General features: G+C 73.1%; 17 protein-coding genes. 8 read left to right on the top strand and 9 right to left on the bottom strand.

Features of this window, described 5'->3' with window-relative positions:
* Positions 1 to 59: 59 nt before the first annotated feature.
* Complete coding sequence (locus ACWGQ1_RS00665) at positions 60 to 854, top strand: SDR family NAD(P)-dependent oxidoreductase (protein WP_452312143.1); 795 nt, start codon at positions 60 to 62, stop codon at positions 852 to 854.
* A gap of 52 nt (positions 855 to 906) precedes the next feature.
* On the opposite strand, the gene ACWGQ1_RS00660 is transcribed toward ACWGQ1_RS00665, so the two are convergent.
* The gene (locus tag ACWGQ1_RS00660) at positions 907 to 1,077 is read right to left on the bottom strand and encodes a KOW domain-containing RNA-binding protein (RefSeq protein WP_168442809.1); all 171 of its coding nucleotides are present in this window, start codon (positions 1,075 to 1,077) and stop codon (positions 907 to 909) included.
* 292 nt (positions 1,078 to 1,369) lie between these two features.
* Here ACWGQ1_RS00660 and ACWGQ1_RS00655 point away from each other — a divergent pair, with 292 nt between their 5' ends.
* Both ACWGQ1_RS00655 and ACWGQ1_RS00650 read left to right on the top strand, forming a co-directional pair.
* A complete protein-coding gene (locus ACWGQ1_RS00655) occupies positions 1,370 to 2,374 on the top strand; it encodes a magnesium and cobalt transport protein CorA (protein ID WP_136030501.1) in 1,005 nt (334 codons plus the stop codon).
* Between the two features lie 64 nt (positions 2,375 to 2,438).
* Positions 2,439 to 3,305 carry an alpha/beta fold hydrolase gene (locus ACWGQ1_RS00650; protein WP_452312142.1) on the top strand — a complete coding sequence of 289 codons (867 nt, stop codon included), beginning with the start codon at positions 2,439 to 2,441 and terminating at the stop codon, positions 3,303 to 3,305.
* Between the two features lie 9 nt (positions 3,306 to 3,314).
* On the opposite strand, the gene ACWGQ1_RS00645 is transcribed toward ACWGQ1_RS00650, so the two are convergent.
* Positions 3,315 to 3,842, bottom strand: a complete 528-nt coding sequence (locus ACWGQ1_RS00645; RefSeq protein ID WP_206252051.1) for a hypothetical protein — start codon at positions 3,840 to 3,842, stop codon at positions 3,315 to 3,317.
* Between the two features lie 54 nt (positions 3,843 to 3,896).
* Here ACWGQ1_RS00645 and ACWGQ1_RS00640 point away from each other — a divergent pair, with 54 nt between their 5' ends.
* A complete protein-coding gene (locus ACWGQ1_RS00640) occupies positions 3,897 to 4,628 on the top strand; it encodes an SGNH/GDSL hydrolase family protein (RefSeq protein ID WP_366627330.1) in 732 nt (243 codons plus the stop codon).
* 77 nt (positions 4,629 to 4,705) lie between these two features.
* On the opposite strand, the gene ACWGQ1_RS00635 is transcribed toward ACWGQ1_RS00640, so the two are convergent.
* A complete protein-coding gene (locus ACWGQ1_RS00635; protein WP_452312141.1) occupies positions 4,706 to 5,743 on the bottom strand; it encodes a beta-propeller fold lactonase family protein in 1,038 nt (345 codons plus the stop codon).
* 133 nt (positions 5,744 to 5,876) lie between these two features.
* On the opposite strand from ACWGQ1_RS00635, the gene ACWGQ1_RS00630 reads away from it, so the two are divergent.
* The 3 genes from ACWGQ1_RS00630 to ACWGQ1_RS00620 are packed head-to-tail and all read left to right on the top strand — an operon-like array spanning position 5,877 to position 9,391.
* Positions 5,877 to 6,617, top strand: coding sequence for a Type 1 glutamine amidotransferase-like domain-containing protein (locus ACWGQ1_RS00630; protein WP_136037204.1), 741 nt, complete (start codon positions 5,877 to 5,879; stop codon positions 6,615 to 6,617).
* A 30-nt stretch (positions 6,618 to 6,647) separates the two neighbouring features.
* Positions 6,648 to 8,003 (top strand): anaerobic C4-dicarboxylate transporter family protein, encoded by a 1,356-nt coding sequence (locus ACWGQ1_RS00625; protein WP_136030513.1) that lies wholly within the window; start codon positions 6,648 to 6,650, stop codon positions 8,001 to 8,003.
* A 20-nt stretch (positions 8,004 to 8,023) separates the two neighbouring features.
* A complete protein-coding gene (locus ACWGQ1_RS00620) occupies positions 8,024 to 9,391 on the top strand; it encodes a threonine/serine exporter family protein (RefSeq protein WP_136030515.1) in 1,368 nt (455 codons plus the stop codon).
* 75 nt (positions 9,392 to 9,466) lie between these two features.
* Here the strand turns inward: ACWGQ1_RS00620 and ACWGQ1_RS00615 are convergent, their stop codons facing one another.
* The 3 genes from ACWGQ1_RS00615 to ACWGQ1_RS00605 form a co-directional block, all read right to left on the bottom strand.
* Entirely contained in the window at positions 9,467 to 10,063 is a 597-nt protein-coding gene (locus ACWGQ1_RS00615) for a DUF305 domain-containing protein (protein WP_378822306.1), read from the bottom strand.
* Between the two features lie 73 nt (positions 10,064 to 10,136).
* Positions 10,137 to 10,607 carry a hypothetical protein gene (locus ACWGQ1_RS00610; protein ID WP_247638104.1) on the bottom strand — a complete coding sequence of 157 codons (471 nt, stop codon included), beginning with the start codon at positions 10,605 to 10,607 and terminating at the stop codon, positions 10,137 to 10,139.
* Between the two features lie 43 nt (positions 10,608 to 10,650).
* A complete protein-coding gene (locus tag ACWGQ1_RS00605; protein ID WP_452312140.1) occupies positions 10,651 to 11,202 on the bottom strand; it encodes an ECF transporter S component in 552 nt (183 codons plus the stop codon).
* Positions 11,203 to 11,318: 116 nt separating this feature from the next.
* On the opposite strand from ACWGQ1_RS00605, the gene ACWGQ1_RS00600 reads away from it, so the two are divergent.
* Entirely contained in the window at positions 11,319 to 13,859 is a 2,541-nt protein-coding gene (locus tag ACWGQ1_RS00600; protein ID WP_452312139.1) for a LuxR C-terminal-related transcriptional regulator, read from the top strand.
* 55 nt (positions 13,860 to 13,914) lie between these two features.
* Here the strand turns inward: ACWGQ1_RS00600 and ACWGQ1_RS00595 are convergent, their stop codons facing one another.
* The 3 genes from ACWGQ1_RS00595 to ACWGQ1_RS00585 all read right to left on the bottom strand — a co-directional run bounded on the left by ACWGQ1_RS00595 (position 13,915) and on the right by ACWGQ1_RS00585 (position 21,756).
* On the bottom strand, positions 13,915 to 18,219 hold the full coding sequence (locus ACWGQ1_RS00595) for a DUF7927 domain-containing protein (protein WP_452312138.1): 4,305 nt from the start codon (positions 18,217 to 18,219) through the stop codon (positions 13,915 to 13,917).
* Between the two features lie 253 nt (positions 18,220 to 18,472).
* Entirely contained in the window at positions 18,473 to 20,989 is a 2,517-nt protein-coding gene (locus tag ACWGQ1_RS00590; RefSeq protein WP_452312137.1) for an FtsX-like permease family protein, read from the bottom strand.
* Positions 20,989 to 21,756, bottom strand: coding sequence for an ABC transporter ATP-binding protein (locus ACWGQ1_RS00585; RefSeq protein ID WP_136036776.1), 768 nt, complete (start codon positions 21,754 to 21,756; stop codon positions 20,989 to 20,991). The genes ACWGQ1_RS00590 and ACWGQ1_RS00585 overlap by 1 nt, the downstream gene beginning before the upstream one ends.
* Positions 21,757 to 21,806 lie beyond the last annotated feature (50 nt).

Raw genomic sequence — 21,806 nt, 5'->3', positions numbered from 1 at the left:
CGGGCATGGATGGAGGCGCGGCGGTGTTGCACACGGCAGCACCGACACGGAGGAGCATCATGCGCATCGACCTGACCGGAAAGACCGCCCTCGTCACGGGCTCCACCCAGGGCATCGGCCGCGCCATCGCCACGGCCCTCGCCGATGCCGGAGCCCGCGTCGCCGTCAACGGCCGCAGCGCCGACACGGTCGCGGCGGTGGTCGCCGAGCTGCGGGAGGAGAATCCCGAGCGGAGCCTGGTGCCCGCGCCGGGCGATGTCACCACCGACGACGGCGCCGCGGCGGTGCTCGACACCACGGGCGACGTGGACGTGCTGGTGAACAACCTCGGGATCTTCGGCGCGACCCCGGCACTCGACATCTCCGACGACGAATGGCGCCGCTACTTCGAGGTGAACGTGCTCGCCGCCGTGCGGCTCATCCGGGCGACGCTGCCGGGCATGATGCAGCGCGGCTGGGGGCGGGTGCTCGACATCGCCAGCGACTCCGCCGTCGTGATCCCCGCGGAGATGATCCACTACGGCATGTCGAAGACGGCGCTGCTGGCGGTGTCGCGCGGCTTCGCGAAGGAGGCGGCGGGCACCGGCGTCACGGTGAACTCGGTGCTCGCGGGGCCCACCCACACGGGCGGCGTGGAGGACTTCGTGTACTCCCTCGTCGACCCGGACCTGCCGTGGGACGAGGCGCAGCGCGAGTTCATGCGCCTGCACCGCCCGCAGTCGCTGCTGCAGCGGCTGATCGAGCCGGAGGAGATCGCGAACATGGTCGCCTATCTCGCCTCGCCGCTCGCGTCGGCCACGACCGGCGCGGCGGTGCGGGTCGACGGCGGCTACATCGACGCGATCGTCCCGTAGTCGGCCGCGGCGAGCGGCCCCGATCGGGCTCCGCCGCGACCGGGTCGCCAGGTCAGGGCGCGAAGACGGTCAGATCGCCGGCTGCGTAGTAGTTCTGCGTCATGGCGTCAATGCGCACGAGGTAGCGCTGGCGCTTCTCATCGAACGACACCACGGTGCCCACGGTGCCGCTCATGGGCGATCCGGTGATCTGCACCATGTCTCCGATGGCGAACTCGTTCATGTGTCTCCCTGTCCGGACGATCGAACCACTGCCGCGCCCCCGTCCAGGTTCCGGGAGTATGCTGGCACGTCGGGTCGTGTGACCCCCGAGAGTCCGGAAGGCGGTGATGGCGATGTCCGACGATAGTAACGACGCCGCCCTCGCTGCGTCGCGACTCCCTGCGCTCTCGCGTTGACCTCCCGGTCCGCGTCCGCACGTCCTGTTCCGCAGCCGTCGGCGGCGTCTCCCGCCCCCTGACGAATCCGCGCACGGAGCCTCCGCTGCCGTGCGCTCGCGAGAACGGAGCCGCATCATGGCGCTCATCGACAACGGCGTGTACGTCCACGGACGTCGCGTGGAGACCCCGAGGAACCTGGACGAGACCTACCGCATGCTCGACGCGGCGGGCGGCATCGCCTGGATCGGCCTCTACCGCCCCAGCCCGGCGGAGGTCGAGTCCGTCGCGCGCGAGTTCGACCTGCATCCCCTCGCCGTGGAGGACGCGCTCTCCGGGCATCAGCGCTCGAAGGTGGAGCGCTACGGCGACACCCTGTTCGCGGTGCTGCGCCCGGCCCGCTACCGCGACAAGGAGGAGTCGATCGAGTTCGGCGAGCTGCACCTGTTCGTCGGGCCCGACTTCGTGGTGACCATCCGGCACGCCGAGTCGCCCAACCTCGCCGCCGTGCGCTCCCGCATGGAGGCGAACCCGGAGCTGCTGGCGATGGGACCGGAGGCCGTGCTGTACGCGATCCTCGACGAGGTGGTCGACGGCTACGAGCCGATCGTCGCCGGTCTGCTCAACGACATCGACGAGATCGAGGACCAGCTGTTCGGCGACGGCGCGGACGACAGCGCACTGTCCCGCCGCATCTACGAGCTGTCCCGCGAGGTGATCAACTTCCAGCGCGCCGTGCACCCCCTCAGCGGGATGCTGGAGTGGCTCCGCCGAGGGTCGGAGAAGTACCGCATCGACGAGGAGCTGCAGCGGTCGCTGCGCGACGTGCTCGACCACACGATCCGCGTCAACGAGCGGGTGGACTCGTTCCGCGCGATCCTGGAGAACGCCCTCACGGTGCACTCGGCGCTGGTCGCGCGGCGGCAGACCGAGGCGGGCCTGGCGCAGAACGACGAGATCAAGAAGATCTCCTCCTGGGCCGCGATCATCTTCGCCCCCACGCTCGTCGGCACGGTGTACGGCATGAACTTCGACGTGATGCCCGAGCTGCACTGGGCGTTCGGGTACCCGATGGCGATCGGGGCGATGGCGGCGTTCGCGGTGGGCCTGTACGGGGTGTTCAAGTACAAGAAGTGGCTGTGACCGCCCCTGGTGGAACGTCCGTGACGGCACGTACGATCCACGGGGACGCGCGAAGGAGATCGACATGACGCAGCACACCCTGGAACTGCCCGACGTGGATCTCGTGTACGACGTGCACGGCCCGTTGCCCACGGCCGACGGGCGGCGTCCGCTGGTCATGATCGGCCAGCCGATGGACGCCAGCGGGTTCCAGGCCCAGGTGGCGCTCTTCCCCGACCGCACCGTCATCACGTACGACCCGCGCGGCCTGGGGCGCAGCGTGCGGCACGACGGGGGCGTCACCAACGAGCCGGAGACGCAGGCGGAAGACGTGCACGCGCTGATCGAGGCGCTCGGCGCCGGACCGGTCGACCTGTTCGCGAGCAGCGGCGGCGCGGTGACGGCGCTCGCCCTGGTCACCGCCCACCCGCACGACGTGGCCACCCTGGTCGCGCACGAGCCGCCGATCGATGCGGTGCTGCCCGACGCCGAGGCCGCCCGCCGCGCCAGGGCCGCCTACACCCGCGCGTATCAGGACTGCGGCTGGGGCGCCGGCATGGCAGGCTTCCTGGCGATGACCTCGTGGGAGGGCGAGTTCACCGAGGAGTTCCTCGCGCAGCCGCTGCCCGACCCCGCCGCGTTCGGGATGCCCGCCGACGACGACGGATCCCGCGACGATCCGCTGCTGTCGGAGCGGTCGTGGGCGGTCGTCGACTACACGCCAGACATCGCGGCGCTACAGGCGGCACCGACGCGGATCGTGGTGGCGGTGGGCGAGGAGTCGCTGACGGGGTACACCGGACGGACCGCGCTCGCGCTGGCCGAACGGCTGGGCCAGCAGGCGACCGTCTTCCCCAGCCACCACGGCGGCTTCCTGGCCGGGGAGTCCGGCTATGCGGGCCAGCCCGAGGCGTTCGCCGCCACGCTCCGTGAGGTGCTCGACGCGGAATGACGGGGGCGCTCAGTCCTCGTCGGAGCGGCTGATCTCGTCGAGGAGGTCGTCGAGGGTGTCGAACTCCACCGTCTCGGAGCCGTCGAGCGCACGCACCTCGACGCCGTCGACCTCCAACTCCTCGTCGAGCTGCACCAGGATGCGCGACTCCGGGAACTGCTTCGGAGCGACGAACGCGAGCAGCACGGCATCGGCGAACACCACGACCGACGTGGCCTCCAGGTCGTCGCGCAGATCGATCTGCTCGACCACGGGCTCGTCGTCCACCGCGTCGTCGATGTCCGACGCGACCTCGTCGACGATCGCCCGCCACCGCGACTCGTTCACCGACAGCACGCGCTCCAGCGTGGCGACCAGCGCGTCATCGTCGACCTCGTCGTGCTCGTCGAGCTCCGGATCGACGTTCACCGAGACCGTGGCGCCCGCCGCGTCGATCCCGGCGCGGCCGTACACCAGGCCGTTCTCCGCGACGGGGTCGTCGAGCAGACCGGAGTCGGCGATGCGGGCGAGGAGACGGTCGAGCGCAGACGAGGTCATCCGTCCAGTCTCCCGCATCCGTGGTCGCCGTGGTCGGCCGATAGGCTCGGAGCCGTGCCGAACGCCGAATCCCCCGCCCCCGCTTCCGCCACCGCCGACCTCCAGCGCCTCACCGCCGCGCTGGCCGATCCGGCGCCGCTGAACTGGCTGATCACGGGCGACTCGATCACCCACGGGCTGGTGCACACGCAGGGCGGACGCAGCTACCCCGAGCACCTGCACGAGCTCATCCGCGGCGAGCTCGCCCGCGTGCGCGACATCGTGATCAACTCGGCGATCAGCGGCAACCGCATCGCCGACATCCTCGACGACTGGGACCGCCGCGTCGCCTCCTGGAACCCCGACGTGGTGACCCTCATGATCGGCACGAACGATGTGTCGACCGGCGGCGAGCGCCCCGTGCTCTCGGCCGCCGAGTATGCGGAGTCGCTGCGGGAGTTCGTGCGGCGTGCGCGCGACCTCGACGCAGTCGTGGTGCTGCAGACGCCGCCCGCGGTGGACGGCCTCAACGCCCCGGAGCGGTCGCGGATCGCCGAGTTCGCCGAGGCCGTGCGGCGCGTCGCCGCGGCGGAGGACGTGCTCCTGGTCGACCAGTACGCCCGCTACGCCGAGCTGGGGAACGGCGGGGTGCCGTGGGGCCTGATGGGCGACCCGTTCCACCCGAACGCGGCCGGGCACGCGGCGCTCGCACTCGAACTCGCGCGCGCCCTCGGCCTGACGCCCGCGGGCAGCCGCACCCTGCCGCTGCTCGAGGCGCAGGTCGGCGCCGCCCGCCTCAACGCCTGACCCCGCCGCGCGGAACCGCCTGAGCCACCGGAACCGCTGGCGCCCCGAGCTGCCCGAGCGCTGACCGCAACCGCGACTCAGCTCCGCGGCGGCAGCGGCTCGATCCAGATCGCGCCGGGCACCCGGGTCTCCGCGGCGACCTCGGCCGTGGGCACCCCGTCGCGCAGGCGCAGCGCCACGACCACGCCGTCGGCGGAGTGCACCGCCAGCAGGTGCCGGCCGGTGAGCACGAGATGTTCCGGCCGGGAGCCGCCGCCGGGCACCTCGGACACGCGCACCAGGCGGTCGCCGTCGATCCGGGCGGTCAGGATCGTGTCGGCGCCGCGGTTCGCGACGTGCACCAGGCCGCGCACGGGATCGTGCACCACCGTGCTGGGCGCGTTCGACCCGCCGGAGCCGTGCGCGGTCGCAGGCAGCACGTCGAGCACGCGGCGCTCGGTGACCGAGGCCAGCACGAGCGTCGAGCCCAGCTCGCCCGAGAGCGCGACCCGTCCGCCGCCGAGGTCGGCCACGTGCCGGGGTCCCGTGCCCGCGGGGAGCTCCAGCGGCGCCCGCTCGGCGAGGGTCGTCGGGTCGAGGATGCGCAGCACGTCCGCGCCGAGGTCGGTCACGCCGATGCCGGCGGCGAGCGCGAGGGCGTCGTGGGCGTGCGGGCCGTCCTGTCGTTCGGGGTCGGGCCCACCGCCGGTGAACGCGGCCACTCGGGCGGGCCCGGCGAAGCCGCCGTCCCGGTCGAGGTCGACCACCCCGAGCGCCCCGTTCCCGTACCCGGGGATCAGCAGGCGCCGCGAAGCCGCGTCGAACCGCACCCGGCACGGCAGCTCCACCCCCGGCAGGGCGAGGCTCTGCCGCACGACCCAGTCGGCCGCGCCGTCGCCGGGCCCGCGCGTGAGCCGATGCACTGCGCCCTCGGGGGTGAGGCCCGCGGCGTACAGGGAGCCGGACGGGTGTGCGGCGAGCGCGAACGGCCGGTCGAGCGCGACCGCGGCGTCGCGCGCCTCCCACCGTTCGGTCTCGGGATGCCAGACCAGCGTCCACAGCGCCGGGCGCTCGGACATCGCGCACACCGCGAACTCGCTCGATGCCACCGTGGGCCCTCCCGCCGTCGTCGACACGTCCCCTCCCACTATGGCGTGCGCCGACGGCCGCACCGTCCCTCACGTCGAGCGGGTGAGGAGTGCTGGACGCGCCGGGTCGCGCACCACTATGTTGACGCCTGAGAGCAGCCGTCGAACCGGGGGGTCACCGATGTCACATGTTGTCGCAACCGGAGCCGGGAAGGCCATGATGGAGCGCCGGAACGATCCGACGCACGACTACATCCTGAGACTCACCGGCAAGGACAGACCGCGGGTGCTGTTCGTCGGCACCGCGACGGGCGACGACACCGCCTACATCGTGAGCTTCTACTCCACGTACGACTCCGACCGGTGCGCGCCGCACCACCTGCCGCTGTTCCACCGTGCGGTCGACGACCTCGCCGGGTTCGTGAAGGGCTTCGACGTGATCCACGTGGGCGGCGGCAACACCGCCAACATGCTCGACGTGTGGAAGCGGCAGGGACTCGACGAGATCATGCGCGAGATGTGGGAGGACCCCGCGTCGAACGTGGTGTTCACCGGCGGCAGCGCGGGCGGGATCTGCTGGTTCGAGGGCGGCACGACCGACAGCTACGGCCCCACACTGCAGGTGCTGCCGGAGGGCCTGGGCTTCCTGCACGGCAGCTTCTGCCCGCACTACGACGCCGAGGACCAGCGCCGGCCGCTGTTCCACGCCTCCCTGCTCAGCGGGGAGCTGTCGACCGGCTACGCGGTGGGCAACCTCCAGTCGCTGCACTTCGAGAACTCCGAGTTCGTGACGGCGATCAGCCCGGTCGACGACCCCCTCGCCCTGCGGGTGGAAGCGGTGGACGGGCGGATCGTCGAGACCGAGCTGCCCGTGCAGGTGCTCACCGGTACCGGGCCCATCGCCACCGGACCCTCCTCCTGACCGGGCCATCCTGATGATCGGGGCATCGTCATGAACGACAACGTCTTCCTCCTCATCGCCCAGCTGATCGTCGTCGTCCTGGCGATCTTCATGGGCACCCGCACCAGCGGGATCGGCCTGGGCGTGTGGGGCCTCGTCGGCGTCGCCGTGCTGGTGTTCGTCTTCGGCGAGGCGCCGGGCAACGCCCCCGTCGACGCGGTGTTCATCGTCATCACCGTGATCACGGCCGCCTCGACCATGCAGGCCGCCGGAGGCATCGACTGGATGGTGTCCGTCGCGGCGAAGGTCATCCGCAAACGCCCCAAGTCGGTGGTGTTCCTCGCCCCCGCGATGTCGTTCCTGTTCACGGTCGGCGCGGGAACGGGCAACATCTTCTATCCGCTGCTGCCGGTGATCTACGACGTGTCGTACCAGCAGAAGATCCGTCCGGAGCGGGCGCTGGCGGTCTCGGCCGTGGCCTCGCAGGTCGGCATCCTGTGCTCCCCCGTGTCGGCTGCGACCGCCTCGATGGTGGTGCTGCTCGCGCCGCAGGGCGTGGACCTCGGCGGGCTGCTGCTCATCATGTGGCCGGCCTCCATCGCGGGACTCCTCGTCGCGGCGCTCGTGATGATGCGCCACGGCAAGGACCTGGAGGACGACCCGGAGTACCAGAAGCGCCTGGCGGACGGGCAGATCAAGCCGCCGGTCGTCGACGCGCACGAGAAGACGCTGCCGAAGACCGCGGTGCTCTCCGCATCGCTGTTCCTCGCGGGCGTCGCGGTGATCGTGTTCTTCGGCCTGTTCGAGAATCTGCGACCGGTGATCGGCACCGATGACGGTGGCGACCCCGTGCGTCTGAGCGTGACCGTCATCATCGAGGTCACCATGGGCATCATCGCCGCCCTCATCTTCGTGTTCTGCAAGGTGAAGGCGGCCGACGTGCCCAAGCAGCCCACGTTCCCCGCCGGCATCGTCGGCGCCATCGCCCTGTTCGGCATCGCGTGGCTGGCGAACACCTTCGTCGCCGCGAACCAGACGCTCATCGTCGACGGACTCGGCTCCGTGGTGTCGGGGTCGTCGGCGTTCCTGGGCGCGCTGCTGTTCGCGCTGGCGCTGTTCGCGGTCGCGATGCTCACCACGAGCCAGTCGAGCGCGACGAACGCGATCGTGCCGATCGGCATCACGATCGGGCTGCCCGCCCCGCTGCTGGTGGGCCTGTGGCCGGCGACCATGGGCATCTACACGCTGCCCGCCAACGGCAGTCAGGTCGCCACGGTCGCGTTCGACCAGACCGGCACGACCAAGATGGGCAAGTTCGTGGTCGACCACTCGTTCCAGCTGCCGAACCTGGTCTACGTCGGCACCGCGATCGTGGTCGGCGTCGCCCTGTCGTTCCTGTTCGCGTGACATGACCGCGGTGGGGTGACATGACCGACGTCGTCGACCGGTCGGCGCTGCGCCAGTTCCTGCTCGGGCTGGCGCAGGGGATGAACGCCTCGGCGGAGTCGGTCGACCGCATCCGCGACACGATCGCCGAGGTGGCGCGCGCGTCCGGCGGCGACGACACCGACTTCGTGGTGCTGCCGACGATCATCATCGTGGAGACGGGCGACGAGGAGGAGGAGCGCGTCGCCATCCGTTCCGCGACCAACGCGTCGTTCCGCTTCGACCAGATCGCGGCACTGTACGAGCTGATCGCGCAGGCCCGCACCGGCGCGGTCGCGCCGCGCGACGGCATCCGGCGGCTCAACGAGATCGGCGCGATGCGACCGCGTCTCGGCTGGTTCACGCGCACGCTCGGGCACGCGATCCTCACCACCGGGCTCGCCCTGCTGCTCGCCCCCACCTGGCAGGGCGCGACCGTCGCGTTCGTGCTCGGTTTCGGGATCGGGCTGCTCAAGCTCGTGCGCTCGCCCACGCTGCAGCTCATCATGCCGATCGCGGCGGCGTTCGTGTGCGCGACCGCGGTGTTCCTGCTCGCGGAGGCCGTGGAGGTCGGCGACCCGATCCGCGTGCTGATCGCCCCGCTGGTCACGTTCCTTCCGGGCGGGGTGCTGACCACCGCGACGGTCGAGCTCGCCGCCGGCCAGATGATCTCCGGGGCGTCGCGGCTGGTCTACGGGTTCGTGCAGCTCGCACTGCTGGCGTTCGGCATCCTCGCCGCGGGTGCCGTGGTGGGGGTGTCGTCCGACTCGTACGAGCCGCTCGACGCCTCCTCGTTCCTGCCGTGGTGGGTGCCGCTGCTGGGGATCCTCGTGTTCGCGCTGGGCAACTACCTCCATTTCTCGGCGCCGCCGTCGACCTTCGGATGGGTGCTGCTCGCGCTCGTGGTCGCCTACGTGGGCCAGTGGGCGGGCACCGAGTTCATCGATCCGGCCGTGGGCGGCTTCGTCGGCGCGCTCGCGGTGACCCCGGTGGTGTTCTGGATCGCGGGGCTGCGGCACGGGGCGCCCTCGCAGCTGACGTTCCTGCCGGCGTTCTGGCTGCTCGTGCCGGGGGCGGCCGGACTGGTCGGACTGACCGAGGCGTTCGCGACCGACAACGGCCTGGCCGACTTCGCCGCCGCCCTCGTGTCGGTCATGTCGATCGCGCTGGGCGTGCTGATCGGCACGGCCCTGTACCGCGTGGTGCACCACGGCGCCGAGGAGTTCGTGCAGTTCGCGGTGGCTCCGCCGCCCGCTCCCGACGACACCCCCGCCCCCACGCTGTGGCAGCGGCTCGCGCACCCGCTGCGACGTGTGGCGCGCCGCGTCGGGAGGGCCGAGCGGACTCCGCCGCGCCCGGATCAGCGATAGCCCTCGCGGCGATGTCCGGCGGCGGGAGAAGGGGTGAGCCCCGCGCCGCGCGAGGGCGACGCGGGGCTCTCGGCGTCAGAGGCTCGCGAGGATGTCCTTCATCTCCGCGATCTCGGCCGTCTGGGCGTCGACGATGTCCTGCGCGAGCGCCACGGCAGCGGCGTTCTCGCCGTCCGCGAGCTGCACCTCGGCCATCTCGACCGCGCCCTCGTGGTGCACGATCATCTGCTCCAGGAACAGCCGCGACGCCTCGGGCCCGGTCGCGGCCTCGAGCGCGGCGAGGTCGTCGTCGCTCATCATGCCGTCGCCGTGGTCCATGGCGCCGGCGTCGGCCGCGTCGACACCCCAGTCGTCGAGCCAGCCCTGGAGCTGCTCGATCTCGGGCCCCTGCGCGGCCGTGATGCGTTCGGCGAGGTCGACCACGCGCGGGTCGACGCCGTCCTTCGCGAGCACGATGTCGGACATCTCGACCGCCTGCTGGTGGTGCACGATCATCATCGACGCGAACATCGCATCCGCGTCGTTCGCCCCGGCGGCCGGGGCGTCACTCGGGGAGTGGTCCATGCCGGAGTGGTCGGCGGGGCCCGCGGGCTCGCTCGACGCGCAGCCGGCGAGCGCGAGCGACCCCGCGATCACGAGGGCGGCCGCGGTACGGGTGGTTCGATTCTTCATGGGTCTCTCTTCTCGGTCTTCTCGATCGGATGGGCGAGCGCGGTCGCGGTCGCCCCGGGCGCACGACGGCGCCTCAGGTCCGGCTGATGCAGAGCACGTGAAGAGACGGAGGTCGCGGGATCGGCAGGGTGCCGCGCGCGCGGAGGACGACCGTGGCCGCCGGTGCCGCGAGGGCCGGGGACGCCCGGTGGCGCAGGAGCAGGAGGAGCCCGCCGAGCAGGGCCAGCACACACGCGGCGGCGCCGTCCGCTCCGCCGGCCGACGGCGCGGCGAGGGCTGCGGCGAGGTCGTGCGACGGCGGGGTGCTGCCCTCGTGGGAGGCGAGCGGCGCGGCGCGGTCGCCGCGGTCGTGGGCCGCGGAGCCCGGGCGGTCGTGGGCGGCGTCGCCCTGGGACGCCGTCGCGACGACCGCGGCGTGACCGGGGCCGTGCGCCCCGGCGGTGCCGTGCAACCCGAGCGCGTGCATGCCGAGCAGCCCGAGCAGCACTCCGCCCGCGAGCACCACCGCGAGCAGTGCCCCGCGCAGCGCCCGTCGATCGGTCATGCCCCGATACTACCCGCAGGGGGTATAGGTATTCGGGGCATGTTCAGCGGACGACGCCCGCGCGGGCCAGCAGCCTCCGCACCGCGATCACGACCCCGGCGACCGCGACCTCCCCGACCACGCGCGCGGCCAGCGTCGCCACGAGCACGGCGGGCACCAGGTGCTCCGGCGAGAACACCGGCAGCGCGACCAGGAACAGCGCGATCCCCGCGACGGCCCCGGCCGCCACGATCCGCCCGGCGCCCACCCGAGCGTCGCGCCGCAGCGGAAGCACGAGGTCGAGCACCAGACCGCCGAGCAGGAGCGGGACCAGCCCGAGTGGTCCGATCGGCGACACCGCGACCGTGAGCGCCCCGGCCACGAACGCCGTCAGCGTGGCGGCGCCCGGCGTGCGCGTGACCACGCGCGCCAGGAACGGCAGGGCCGTGTGCACGGCGGCGACGAGGGCGTAGGCCGGGGGCGAGGCGGCCGCGAGCACTCCGGTGACGGGAACGACCGCGAGGAACACGAGCGCCTGGATCGCACCGAGCGCCGCACTCACCAGCAGGGCGCTGGTCGGCACGCGTCGCACCGTCTTCGCCCGCCCGTCCGTCACGTCTCCGAGCCTAGAGTCCACGGCGGCCGGCCGATCACCGACGTCGCCGCGGCGTCATGTCACCCGCCCGATCGTCATTTCGGAATATTGTGGAGGCGGGGACCTGGGGAGGGGACATGACGGATTCCGTCGCGCGTGAGAGCAGGCATCTGCCGCGCGTCTCGACGAACGTGATCGGGCGACCGCGGCTCAACGCAGCCCTCGAGACGGACACCCCGCTCACGCTGCTCCGCGGGGCATCGGGCTCGGGCAAGACCACCGCGGTGGTCGGCTGGGCGTTCGTCACCTCGTCCCGCGTGGTCTGGCTCACCGTGTCCCCCGGGCGTGAGAGCAGCTCCGACCTCGCGCTGGCCCTGCTGCGCGCCCTTCGCGAACAGGCGCCAGAGGGCAGGGCTTCCGCAGACCCCCCGACGGAGGCACCCGGAGAGCTGTGGGCCGCGGTCACCGAGCATCTGTGCCCGCTCACGGAGCCGCTGGTGATCGTGCTCGACGACGCCGCCGCGCTCGACCGCGAGAGCGTGTTCGACCTGTGTCGCACGATCGCCGCGCTCCCGCTCGTGCGACTCGTCGTCGCGACCAACCGGCCCAGTCCCTTCGACAGCGCCGGGCTTCGCCTGGTGATCGACACCGCGCTTCTCGGCCCGCAGGAGCTCATGTTCGACCACGACGAGATCCGCGCGATGCTCGACCCCGCCGTCGACGATGACACGGTCCAGGCGATCCAGGAGGCGACGGGCGGCTTCCCCGCGGCCGTCCGGGCGGCGGCCCTGCACGGGGGCGGGTCGGCCGTCGTCGAGGCGGCATCCGCGACGATCGAGGACTACCTCCGGGCTCGCATCGAGCGGGACGACTTCGCCGAGCGGACCCTGGACGATCTCGTCCGGCTCAGCATCACCGACGCCGTCGACACCCCCCTCGCTGCCGCACTGACGGGCAACCCCGACATCGTGCACGCCCTCGAGGAATCCGAGGTGTTCGGCTTCGGGCACTGGGAGCCCGGTGAGCCCCGCCTGTTCCGGCTGGCCCCGCACGCCCGCACCCTGCTGCGCCGCGAGCTCCGCCGCACACACCCGGCCGAGATCCCCCGGTTGCGGCGCCTCGCAGTGGAGGGCGCCGTGCGGCGGGGCGCTCCGTTCGAGGGGCTGCGTCTGGCCGTGGAAGAGGACGACCTCGCCCTCGCGGCACACGTGATCATGTCGGGATGGAGCCACCTGCTCGACCACGACGGCAGGGCGGTCGTGCGACTGCTCGGCGACCTCTCGATCGCACGCCTCAAGCAGGAGCCGCTCGTGGCGATGCTCCTCGGCATCTGCCTCAACGCCAACCGGCTGCGCCGCCTGCGCGGACTCCAGCTCCTGCGCCTGGCGGTCTCGGCAGCGAACGGGCGGAAGACCCGCCTCTCGGCGACCGAGCGCCTCTTCATCTGGACGGCCGAGAGCGCGGCCCTGCGGGTCATCGGCATGCCCGACCGGGCGGGACAGGTCGCGGCCCGTGCGCTCGCGCTGTTCACGGAGACCCCCGAGAGCGAGTGGCACCGCTACGCCCGGGAGATGCCGCTGCTGTGCACCCACCTCGCGCTGTCGCTGTACTACGGAGGCCGCCGCGAACAGGCGGTGGGGCTCTTGGAGGAGGCCGCGGCTCTCGCCGGTGCGCAGGGCACCGGCAACGGGTTCCACGCCATGAGCCTGCTCGCCGGGATCCACGCCAGGGCCGGAGACCTCCCCGAGGCACGGCACTTCGTCGGCCTCCTCCGCGACGGCGGTCACAGCCAGGAGCTGCTCGACGGCTACCGCGGCACGTTCTACCGCGTGGCCGAGGCGATGCTCGCGGTCGAGGACGGCGACCTCCACGCCGCGAAACAGCACGTGCGGGCGTTCCTCCCCCACCGGGCGACGAGCGAGCACTGGACGACCATGGCCGCCGTGGAGGCGTGGATCGCGCTGCACGACGGCGACGCCGCGGGCGGGCTCGAACGCCTGGAGTCCTTCGCCAGGATGCGGGGACGCGAGGGCGCAACACCCCACGCACGACAGGCCCTCAGCCGCCCGCGGATCCTGCTGCACCTCGCGCTCGGCGACGTCCGGGCCGCCCGCAGCATCAAGCAGCGCGACGCGCCGGGCGACCGCTTCGCGACGCTGCTGGAACGCGCCAGGGTGGCCCTGGTCGACGGTCGTGCGCCGGAGGCGGTGCGCATGCTGGCGCAGACGCGGCTCCAGCCGACCACGTCTCGCGAGCGCGCGGAGGCCGCGGCCGTGCAGAGCGCCGCCCTGCACCGCGTGACCCCGGCCGCCGCGCAGCCGACCACCGACGCGCTGGCCGCGCAGCTCGCCGACCGGGAGCTGCGGACCCCGATCGCCCTGCTCGGCGCCGAGGACTTCGCGGCCGTGCGCGCCGACCTGGCCCCCCTCGGCGGCGCGCCCCTGCCCACGCGTTCCGCGCTGCCGTCGTTCGCGACGCGGCCGCGACTGTCGTCCCGCGAGCAGGTCGTGCTGCACGCCCTCACCTCGGGGGCGGCGCTGCCGGACATCGCCGCCGAGCTGAGCGTGTCGCCGAACACCCTCAAGACACAGCTGCGCAGCATCTACCGCAAGCTCGACGCGGCCAATCGCACCGAGGCGCTGGAGCAGGCCGCCCGGCACGGACTGCTCCCCGACTGATCCCGAGGGCTCCCGGCCGCGCGTGGGGCGGCGGCCGGGAGCCGGCGGGGGGTCGTCAGGCCTGCATGCGACGCCGGCGCACGATCAGCAGCGCGGCTCCGGCGAGCAGCAGGGCGATCGCGAGCATCAGCACCCAGGGCGCCAGCTGTCCGCCGGTGACGGCGAGCGGCGTCAGCACCCGGTTCTCGGTCGTGCCGGCGGGCGGGGTGATCGTCTCCCCTCCGGGCGGCGTGGCCGAGGCGACGGCCACGTTCCGCAGCGAGGCACCTGCCGCGTCGGCGTGCACGGTCACGGCGTAGGTGATCACGACGCTCTCCCCCTCCGCGAGACTGCCCGTCCAGCGCAGCGCCGTCCCGTCGATCACGGGGGCGGCCACCTCGCGGTCACCCACCGTGGCCGTCGCCGTGCCGCGCAGGTCGGCGTGCCGCAGCACTCCGGCCAGGTCGTCCCGCACGACCACCTCGTCCAGCCCGGTCTCGCCGGTGTTGGTGCCGGTGAGCGTGTAGGTCACGACGCTTCCCGTCGCCACGGCCGTGCCCGAACCGGGGTCCGAGGTCTTCGCGAACGTGAAGCCGGGGGTGCCGACCGGGTTCTCCGTGGTCGTCGGCGGGGGCGTGATCACCGCGCCACCCGGAGGCGTCGCCGTGCCCTCGACCGTGTTGGCGATGGTCGCACCGCCCGCGTCTGCGTGCACGGTCACCGAGTAGGTGATGGTGACGCGCTGGCCGACCGCGAGGTCGCCCGTCCACGTCAGCTCGTCGCCGGCCACGACCGGGGCGGGCGCGACGCCGTCGACCACGGTGGCCGTCGCGTCGCCGTTGAAGTCGGCGTGCGCGAGCACGCCCGACAGGTCGTCGTCGATGCTCACGGGCGCCAGAGCCGTCTCACCCGTGTTCACGCCGGTCACGGTGTACGTGATGACGCTGCCCGGGTCGACGCGGGTGCCGTCCGCGGGGTCGGCGGTCTTGCGCAGCTCGAAGCCGGGCGCGTTGACCGGGTGCTCGGTCGTGGCGGGCGGCGTCTCGATCGGCGGCACGCCCCCGGGCGGGGTCGCGGAGCCGGAGGCCCGGTTCGCCAGCACGGTGCCGCCCGCGTCGGCCGCCACGGTCACGGAGTACGTGAGGGTGACGGTCGCACCCACCGGCAGTGCACCGCTCCACGACAACCGGTCGCCCGCCACGGTGGGAGCCGTGGCCGGGACGCCGTCGATCGTGGCGGTCGCATCGCCGTTGAACGCGGCGTGGGCGAGCACGTCGGACAGGTCGTCCGTGATCGCGACGGGGTCGAGCGCCGTCTCACCCGTGTTCACGCCGGTCACCGTGTAGGTGATGACCGCGCCGGGGTCGACCGCGGTGCCCGTCGCCGGGTCCGCGCTCTTCGACAGCGAGAAGCCCGGACGGTTCACCGGCGTGGTCGTGGTGCCGGGAGGCGGCGTGATGACGGAGCCGCCGGGCGGCGTGGCAGACGCGGTCGCCGCGTTCTCGATCACGGTGCCGACGCCTTCTGCGGTCACAGTCACGGAGTAGGTGACGGTCACGGTCTCCCCGACCGCGAGCGACCCGCTCCAGGCGAGTGTCGCGCCGTCCACGGTCACGGCACCCGCGGACGCGCCGCCGATGGTCGCGACAGCGTCGCCGTTGTACGCCGCCGAGGGCAGCACGCCGGACAGGTCGTCCGTGATCGCGATCGGGTCGAGCACGGTCTCGCCGGTGTTCGCGGCGGTCAGCGTGTAGGTCAGCACGGTGCCGGGGTCGACGGCGGTGCCCGTGGCGGGGTCGACCGTCTTCGCGAACGTGAAGCCGGGCTCGTTCACCGGGTGCTCCGTGGTGGCGGGCGGCGGCGTGATCGGCGTGCCAGGCGTGGTCGGGCTGCCGGGGTCGCTCGGATCCGTGGGGATGAGCGGGGTCGCGGCGCCGGTGGCGGTGTTGGCGATGAGCTCGCCGCCCGCGGTGGCGTCGACGGTGACCGAGTAGGTGATCACCACGTCCTGCCCCGGGAGCAGTCGGCCGCTCCAGTTCAGCGTTCCGTCGGCCACGCGGACGTTGCCGCGGGTCGCGGTCGCATCGTCGTTCGAGCTCGCGTGGGCCAGCACGTCGCGCAGGTCGTCCGTGATCGTCGCCGGGTCGAGCACGGTGTCGCCCGTGTTGGTGCCCGTGACGGTGTACGTGATCACGCTGCCCGGGTCGACGCGGGTGCCCGACGCGGGGTCGGCCGTTTTCGAGATCGTGAAGCCGGAGCCGAGCACGGGGTGCTCCGTGGTGGAGGTCGGCGGGACGATCGGCTCACCGGGCACCAGCGGTCCGGTCGGGTCGCCGGGGTCGGGCGTGACCGGGGTGCCGGAGCCCGCGGCGGTGTTGCGGAGGATCTCGCCCGAGGCGTCCTCTCCCACGGTCACGGAGTAGGTCACGGTCACGGTCTGCCCGGGCTGGAGGGCCCCGGTCCAGGCGAGAGTGCTGCCGGTGAGGGTCGCGCCGCCCGTGGTGAGGGTCGTGCCGTCGATCGCGGTCGCGAGGTCGTCGTTGTACGCGGCGTGGGCGAGCACGCCGGAGAGGTCATCCGTGAGCGAGGCGGGGTCGAGCGGAGTCGCGCCGGTGTTGGTGCCGGTCACGGTGTACTGGATGGTCTGGCCGGGCTCGACCGTGCTGCCCGAGGCTGGCGACGAGGTCTTGACGAGCTCGAAGCCGGCGACCGGGTGCTCGGTCGTGACGGCCGGGGGGACGATCGGGTCGAAGCCGCCGGGGGGCGTGCCCGACGCGGTGACGCTGTTGGCGATGCGCTCGCCCTCCGCGCCCTCGTCGACGATCACCGAGTAGGTCACGGTCAGCACCTGGCCGGGCTCGAGCGCACCGTTCCAGGCGAGCTCGTCGCCCGTGACGGTCGCGGCGCCCGAGGTCACCGGGTCGCCGTCGATCCCGGTCGCCACGTCGCCCTGGTAGGTCGCGACGGCGCGCACGCCGGACAGGTCGTCGCTCACGGTGACCGGGTCGAGGTGCGTGTTGCCGGTGTTCTCCGCCTCGACCGTGTAGGTGACGCGCTGCCCCGCGGTCACGGCGGTGCCGTTCGCGGGATCCGAGGTCTTGCGCAGGGCCAGGCCGGGTGCGAGGCGCAGGTTCGTGTACGTGCAGGTGACGTCGGTGCCCAGCGGACCGGATGGCTGGGTGACCTGGCCGTCGGCGGTCACCGCGACCGGGGTCGTCGAGCCGTCGGGGTTGACCTGCACGCAGACCAGGGACGCGTCGTAGCGGGCCGGGTCGGTCGTGCCGGCGGGCGACTCGGAGAGCTGGAAGGTGTCCCCCTGGTTGGTGAACACCGGACCCGCGTAGTCGGGCTGCAGGCCGGGCTGCGCGCCACGCGTCGTGGCATCGGTCTGCGGCACCTGGTAGCCGGTGGGCGACTGCACGCGCAGCGCGAACTGGTCGGTGTCGGCCTGGCGCCCGTTCGGGAGGTCCTTCTTGAGCGTGAGGGTGTTGGGGAACGTGCAGCTGGCCATGTCGGTGGGCCCGAAGTTCCCCAGCGACGTGGTGTTCACGGTCGCCCCACGGGGCAGGTCCACCTCGATGATGCGGTTGCCGCCGCCGGACACCGACACGAAGATGTGCCCGAGGTTGCCGAACGCGATGCCGTTGCCCTGCACGCCCGCGCCCATGTCGTGCACCTGCTTGGCGTCGATCGTGGCGGTGCTCGGCTGCAGCGTGCTCGGCAGGTCGGACGAGTAGATGTAGTTGTCGGCCACGAGCACGAGCTGACCGGAGGCGCTGAAGGCCATGTCGCCGTTGGCGCCGAACGCGCTGCTGCCGGTGGTCGGGCGCAGCGTGCCGACCTGCACGTAGGTCTGCGGGGTGACGTTCTCGTTCCACGCGTACAGGTTGATGGCGCCGTTGATCGTGCCGCTGGCGAAGTAGTACACGCCGGTGACGGGGTGCACGGCGCCGCGCAGGACCGAGGAGTTGAGCGAGAACGAGGTGCGCGTGGTGGTGTCGGTCACGCGGTCGTGCTTCGCGAGCATCTTGCTGCCGGCGGCGTTCGTGACGGTGTACGCGTAGCGTCCGTTGGACGAGAGACCGAGCGCGTTGTTGGAGTGGTTCGCGCCGAGGTTGATGCTGCTGAGCGTGCCGCCGTCGCCGGGGGCGCCGCCCTGCTCGTTCACCGCGAACTCGCGCACCTCGGAGGTGCTCTGCACGTACACCGCTCCCGGCGTGCAGAGGAACGGCTCGGCTGCTGCGGCCGGCGCCGCGGTGAGCGTGCCGCCCACCACGATCATCGACGAGGCGACGAGCGCGGTGCTCACCACACCGCCGATCAGCTTCCTGGTCCGGCTCCAGCGGCTCGGCCGCTGCTCACGGGCATCACGGAATCCCACGACTTCACTCCCCATCCATCGCTGTCCGCGGCGCGTGCGCGCACACGGAAGCCCCGCCCCCTCAGGCGACCGCCGAGCACCATCGGGTATGGCGTACTCGGTCCGGGCCTCCGCCAGACTGCCCGGGTGCGCAGCTCCGTCCCGGCCGGACCGGGAGAATTCACCCCGCCTTTTCACCCCACCCGGCGGGCGGATCCCCCTCGCCCGATGCGGACGGGGACGCCCGCCGCGCGGACGCCCCCGTCACACCGCACTACTCGCGCGAACCGATCTCCTCGATCGGCCGACGCCGCAGCGCCGCGCCCGTCGCGACGCGGAGGGCGACCAGCGCCAGCGCCCCCATGCCGCCGATGATCGCGAGCGAGCCGAGGACCGGCATCGCGGGGACCGGCTGTCCGGAGATGCCGTAGCTCATCCCCATCAGCGGCGGGATCGCCACGAGCACGCCGAACACCATCGAGATCGCGGCGACGAGGATCGCCTCGACTCGCATGGTGGCGCGCACCTGGCCGCGGGTCGCCCCGACCAGCTGCAGCAGCGCCAGCTCGCGCGAGCGCTCACCGGTCGCCATCACGAGGGTGTTCACCACGGCGATCGCGATGTACCCGAGGATCACCAGCAGCGCGACGAGGTTCACCCAGCCCTGCTGCGAGACGGCATCCGCCCCGCTGGCCTTCTGCCCGGACGCGGGTGCGACGAGCAGCCCGCCCGCCGCGAGGGCATCGGCCGTCTGTGCCGCGTCGCCCTCCACGGACACGAGGGCGAACGCGTCGAGCCCCGCGGAGGTGTGGGCGCGCACGTGCGCGGCGTCCATGGTGAGGGCGCCGAAGCCGAGGCCCCGCTCGTAGACCGCGACGACGGTGGCGTCCAGCGCCGTGCCGTCGCCCATCGTCCCGGTGACCGTGTCGCCCAGGCCGACCCCGAGGGTGTGTGCGGTGTCGACGCTCACGGCGATGGCACGGCCGCCGTCGAGTGCCGCCAGCGCCCCCTCCTGCACCTGCAGGTCGCGCAGCCCGTCCACGGTCGCGGGGTCGACGCCCTGCAGCACGTACTCGGTGCGCTCGAGCTGGCCCTCGATGTCGCGCGAGTCGATCACGGCCGCGCTGAGCGCCACGCCCGAGGCCCCGGTCACCCCCGGTGCCTCCCGCAGCGCCTCGACCGTCGCGGGCGAGAGTCCCGCGGGCGCGGACACCCGCAGTTCCGCGGTGACGCCGTCGCGGGCCTGCTGCGCCGCCTCGTCCGCGACGATCGCCGGTCCGCCGATCTGCACCAGTCCCAGCCCGATGCCGAGCGCGATGGGGAGGATCGCGGCCGCCAGCCGTCGACTGCCCGCCGCCGTGTTGGCGGCGGCGAGGAAGCCCGCCGCCGAGAGCCGACGCAGCAGCGGGCCGACCAGCCGCACGCAGACCGCGACCAGCCACGGGCCGAGCAGCCCCAGCGCGACGATCAGCATCAGGGCGGCACCCGCCGAGGCGCCGACGGCCGCATCCCCGCGCACCACCAGCGGCACGGTCGAGACCGAGACCCCGGCGGCGGCGAACACGATCCCGGCGATGATGCGCGGCAGGCCGATGGGGCCCGGCCCGGTCGACGACTCGCGCAGCGCCTCGATGGGGTCAAGGCGCGCGGGGCGCCGAGCCGCGATCCGCGCCGCACCCCACGCCGCGCCGAGCACCAGCAGCAGAGCACCGGCCGCGGGGATCGGGCTCACGGCGAGCGCAAAGTCGCCCGGGATCACCCCTCCGGCCACGAACGCGGTCTGCAGCACCGTCGAGAGCAGGTAGCCCGGAGCCAGGCCGAGCACCGCGGCGACCGCGGCGACCGCGAGCACCTCGCGGGCGATCAGCGCGTGCACCTGCTGCGGTGTCGCGCCCACCGCCCGGAGCAGCGCATACTCCCGCCGTCGCGCCTGCACCGACAGCGACAGCGTGCCCGCCACGATGAACAGCGCCACGAGGATGCACGTGCCGACGAAGGCGCTGCCGATCGCGACGAGCATCGTGCGGGCGGCGCCGGAGTCGAGGAACTCCACGTCGCCGCGGGCGTCGCCGGTGCGGGCGACCACCCCGGGCAGGGCCTCGCCGATGGCGGTCGCCACGGCCTCCGCGTCCTTGCCCTCCACGAACACGCCGAGCACCTGCGGGGCGCCGCCGTGCGGGTCGAGCTCGGCGATGCGGTCGCCCGTGAGGAACACGGCCGCCCCGCGCTCGGGCGGCGCGGGCGCGGTCACCACGCCCACGACGCGGTAGTCCGCCGGCTCACCGCCGTGCGCGAGCGAGAGGGTGTCGCCCACCGCGTGCCCGGAGTCCGCGGTGACCACGACCTCCTCAGCCTCGGCGGGCTCGCGGCCGTCGCTGAGCGTGAAGCCCGTGAGCGCCGACGCCGCCCAGGGGTGCGCCTCCACGACCGCCGTCGCATCCGGGGCTCCCGAGGCCGCGAGGGGTACGGTCACGTCGGCGACCACGGCCTCGACCCCGGGCAGCTCCGCGATCTCGCGGGCGGCGTCGGCGGGCAGCGGCGCGCGCTCGCGCAGTGCCACGGGCAGGTCCTCCGGCACGTCGACCTGCTGCACGGCGCCCACCACGACCTCGGCTGCCGTGTAGCGCTGCGGGGCGAGGCCGCCGCGGATGCCCGACTCCACGAGCACGCCGAGCCCGGTGACCAGGGCGCTCGCGACGAAGATCGCCACGAACACTCCGGCGAGGCTGCGCCGGTGGTGGCGCAGGTCGGCGCGGACGAGCCGTCCGAGGCCGAGCGACGCGGCGGCCATCACCACTCCCCGAGCGTGCTCATGCGGGCGGTGATCTCCTGCGCGGTGGCGCCGTCGAGGTGTCCCGCGAACGCGCCGTCGGCGAGGAAGACCACCCGGTCCGCGTGCGAGGCGACGACGGGGTCGTGCGTGACGACGACCACGGTCTGGTGCAGTTCCCGCGCGGTGTGGGCGAGCAGGTCGAGCACCTGGGCACCCGTGCGCGAGTCGAGCGCGCCGGTCGGCTCGTCGCCGAACACCACGTGCGGGCGGGTGATGAGCGCGCGGGCGATGGCCACCCGCTGCTGCTGGCCGCCGGAGAGCTCGGCGGGTCGGCGGTGGCGTCGGTCCGCGAGCCCCACCGCGTCGAGCAGTGTCTCGAGCCACCGGTGGTCGATGGCGCGTCCGCCCAGCCGCAGCGGGAGGGTGATGTTGTCCTCCACGGTCAGCGCGGGCAGCAGGTTGTACGCCTGGAACACGAAGCCGACGTGGTCGCGGCGGAACGTCGTGAGCTGGCGCGCCTTCAGGGCGGAGATCTCGGTGCCGCCGAGGTGGACGGTGCCGCTGGTCGGACGATCGAGCCCCGCTGCACTGTGCAGCAGCGTGCTCTTGCCCGAGCCGGACGGCCCCATGATCGCCGTGAAGGAGCCCTTCGCGATGGCCAGGTTCACGCCGCGGAGAGCGGTGACGCGCGCGGCGCCGGAGCCGTACGCCTTGACGAGTCCGGAGAGGCGGAGGGCCTCGGTGGGTGCCGCCTCGACGAGCGGCGCAGGGGGTGTGGTGGTCATGCTTCGACGCTAGGAACACCGAGCGGGCGGCCCCATCCCGCCCGGTCCCC

This window comes from Microbacterium sp. NPDC055599, assembly GCF_053618975.1.
Note: the sequence above shows the minus strand (reverse complement) of the source record. Positions and strands in the feature narration are given on the sequence as shown.